The organism is Anaerococcus sp. HMSC075B03 (genome assembly GCF_001815585.1).
Classification (GTDB): Bacteria; Bacillota; Clostridia; order Tissierellales; family Peptoniphilaceae; genus Anaerococcus; species Anaerococcus vaginalis.
The window spans coordinates 85,363-88,488 of record NZ_KV821195.1 but is presented as its reverse complement, the minus strand read 5'-3'; the positions used below and the strand labels follow the sequence as shown (position 1 = coordinate 88,488).

At 26.4% G+C, this 3,126-nt stretch carries 3 protein-coding genes and 1 pseudogene; all 4 read right to left on the bottom strand.

Annotation, left to right across the window (positions count from 1 at the left end; genetic code table 11):
* Positions 1 to 50: 50 nt before the first annotated feature.
* Positions 51 to 215: pseudogene (locus tag HMPREF3045_RS09115) on the bottom strand (nuclear transport factor 2 family protein); the annotation flags it as partial.
* A 124-nt stretch (positions 216 to 339) separates the two neighbouring features.
* Positions 340 to 1,839, bottom strand: coding sequence for a cardiolipin synthase (cls, locus tag HMPREF3045_RS06500; RefSeq protein ID WP_199792156.1), 1,500 nt, complete (start codon positions 1,837 to 1,839; stop codon positions 340 to 342).
* A gap of 70 nt (positions 1,840 to 1,909) precedes the next feature.
* A complete protein-coding gene (gene bsh / locus HMPREF3045_RS06495) occupies positions 1,910 to 2,884 on the bottom strand; it encodes a choloylglycine hydrolase (RefSeq protein WP_070606383.1) in 975 nt (324 codons plus the stop codon).
* 59 nt (positions 2,885 to 2,943) lie between these two features.
* Positions 2,944 to 3,093: a hypothetical protein gene (locus tag HMPREF3045_RS09325; RefSeq protein ID WP_158520603.1), complete on the bottom strand. Its 150-nt coding sequence runs from the start codon at positions 3,091 to 3,093 to the stop codon at positions 2,944 to 2,946.
* Positions 3,094 to 3,126 lie beyond the last annotated feature (33 nt).

The window sequence follows — 3,126 nt, the reverse complement described above, 5'->3', positions numbered from 1 at the left end:
TTTGTGATAAAACTGTTTTGAAAAATCTATCTATATCCATAGTAATCACCTTAAAACCAATTCACTTTTTCATCTCTAAACAATGGTGTTTCACTCTCTTTGTAAGGATTGTAGTTATTACAATTACAGCCAAACTCTTTCAATGCTTTTATCTTATTATCGGCTGTCCAAACAATCAAAGAAATACCGTCAAATTCTTCAACTTTCCCTGTAGAGATACAATTGATGTGAGACCAAAAACAGGAAATTCTCTCTCCTGTTTTTGGTCTCACATCATTTACAAATGTACACTTTCTCAACAAATTATAATTTTCTATTTATCTAATTTTATTATATCGTTTACATTATTGGAGCAAATAATCTTAAAATAGCTTGCCATAGTCCTTTAAATAAACCATTTTTTGCTTCTCTTTCATCTACTTTATGTGATTCTTTAAAGGAATCCTCAAAATCTTTTTTGATATCTTTTATTACATTTGTATCCTTCATATAAATACCACATTCAAAATGTAAATATAAACTTCTATAATCTAAGTTTATTGTTCCTACAGTTGCTATTTCATCATCGGATAAAAATACTTTGCTATGTACAAAACCATTCGTATAAGTATAAATTTTTACTCCACCTTTAATTAATGTATAAAAATAAGAAGAGGTTAAATCATATACAATTCTTTTATCGGGTATTCCAGGAACAACAATTCTGACATCTACTCCTCTTCTTGCAGCTAAGATTAAACTATTTATCATATCTGTATCAATAATTAAATAAGGTGTATAAATATAAACATACTTTTTCGCTTGATTGATAATATTTAGATAAATATCTTCGCCGGTTATAACATCATCTAATGGACTTTCCCCATAAGGTACAACGAAAGCATTTTCCTTATACTTTTCAGTAAAATTATATTTGTATTTATTATAATCATTATCTTCTTTTTTAAATGAATTCCACATTTCTAGAAACATAACAGTAAAATTCCAAACAGCTTCACCTTTTATCCTAATTCCATTATCTTTCCATACTCCTAATTTACTATTTATATTTATATATTCATCTGAAATATTAATTCCACCAGAAAAAACAGTATGTCCATCAATTATCATCATTTTTCTATGATCTCTATTATTCATAATAATACCTGCAAATGGCGATAATTTATTAAATTGCATACATTTTATTCCATATTTCCCCAGTAACTTTGGATAATTACTAGGTAGCATAGCAAAAGAACCCATATCATCATATAATACTCTTACATCTAGTCCTGAATTTGCTTTTTCTTTTAATATATCTAAAATTCCTTGCCACATAGTACCATTATTAATAATGAAATATTCTATAAAAATAAATTTTTTGGCTTTTTTTAGTTCTTCTAACATAACAGGATAAACGTCATCACCAAGAGAATAATAGTTTATCTCATTGTTTTTCGTTACAGGAAATCCTGCAAATTCACTTATATATTTTAATTGTCCTAAATTTTTAGTATCGATTTCTTTTTTTATAAATTCATCTTGTATTAAGTATTTTTGACCATTTTCTATATTTTCATTAATATTCTTTAAAACTTTACTTCTTTTCATATTATTACTAAGTATGATATATAGAAGTGTTCCAATTAATGGAAAAAGCATAATCAGTAATATCCATATTAAATCGCTACTTAATCTTTTACTATACTTGATAATCATTAAAACAATTATAATACTAAGTAAACCATAAACTACATGAATAATACTTATAAATTCTCCAAATTTTAAATATATAAATAATGTTAATAGAATTTGTATTAATAAACCTATTGCTACAACAATTCCTCTTTTTACTGCCATCCACATATTTTTTCTCCTCATACTAATTCATTTTTATATGTAATACTTTTATCTTCTTTATAGATAAACATTAATTTTGAGTTCTTATCTGTTCTTCCTTTATCAAAGGATAACGAATAAGTACATTACTATCTAGATTTTCTTTGTGCATATCAACTGCTGTTATTTGATGATTATCATATGTTGTATAATAATAAATTCCCTTATTTACATTACAGCAAGATGTATAAATTGTTATTTCAAATTTATCATCACCTAAATCACAGCATCCTCTTTGTTGATCAACGCTACCTAAAATGTGAAAAAATTGACTAACACTTGATTTTTCATCTTCTTTAGAAAAAGAATTTAATTTAGTATACGCTACTCTTATGAATCTTGATTGCGATGATAAATCACCTGGTAGACCTATTGCTCCCATTCCTCTACTATATAAACTTAGATCTAATTCTTTACTAAATTTATTCTCTGGAGATTTAGGTGATAAATACATATAATTATTTAAGGCAAACATTTGCTTATCAAAAGATGGATTATTAGTTAATACCCCTACTGGATTATCATATATTTTTATTCCATCAATAACAGACTCTACAGTTATTGATTGTGTGCTATCGGAAATAATCCAATGTAAGCTAGCTAATGGTAATTTATCACTAAATGGAGTATTTAACACATTCATTTTTTCAATCAAATTTCTAGCTTCATTTACATTTGAACATTGGCTTAAAATCCATGGTATCAGTTCAAATTGAGCAACATTATCTTTTCCTTCCTGTTTTTCTTTATAATGAGCATTTCCAACAAAATTTAAACCTGCTATTGCTAACCCTTTTTCGTTTATTGCATCGTAATATAATGGATAATCTTCAGTAACAAATGCCATTCCAATTATCGCATAATGACTCTTAATGTCATCTACTTCTCTAAATTTAAATTCAAAGTTTCTTGGTGTTATTGTTACTTCATCTCCATATGAAAATTCATAATCCAATGTTCTTCCAAAATAAAAATCTTTCGTTTTATAAGTTGCTGCTGTACACATATTCTTTCCCTTCTTTCTAATACTATTTCTTATCTTTTATATAACTCTCTTTAAAATTACTATTTAGTGATTATATTTAATTCACTAAAAATATCTTTCAAAGATATAAGGGCATTTCTGTTATCAATCATAAATGAAAGAAAATCATTTTTCTTATCATTAGTATCTAGTCTATTCATTACTATTGAAATAACATCGTTTGATAACATTACTACCCTATTGCTGGCGGGTTAACCCGCCAG

Coding starts and splice junctions, on each gene's coding strand:
- bsh (WP_070606383.1), bottom strand. CDS start 2,884: ATGTGTACAGCAGCAACTTATAAAACGAAAGATTTTTATTTTGGAAGA.
- HMPREF3045_RS09325 (WP_158520603.1), bottom strand. CDS start 3,093: ATGTTATCAAACGATGTTATTTCAATAGTAATGAATAGACTAGATACT.
- cls (WP_199792156.1), bottom strand. CDS start 1,839: ATGGCAGTAAAAAGAGGAATTGTTGTAGCAATAGGTTTATTAATACAA.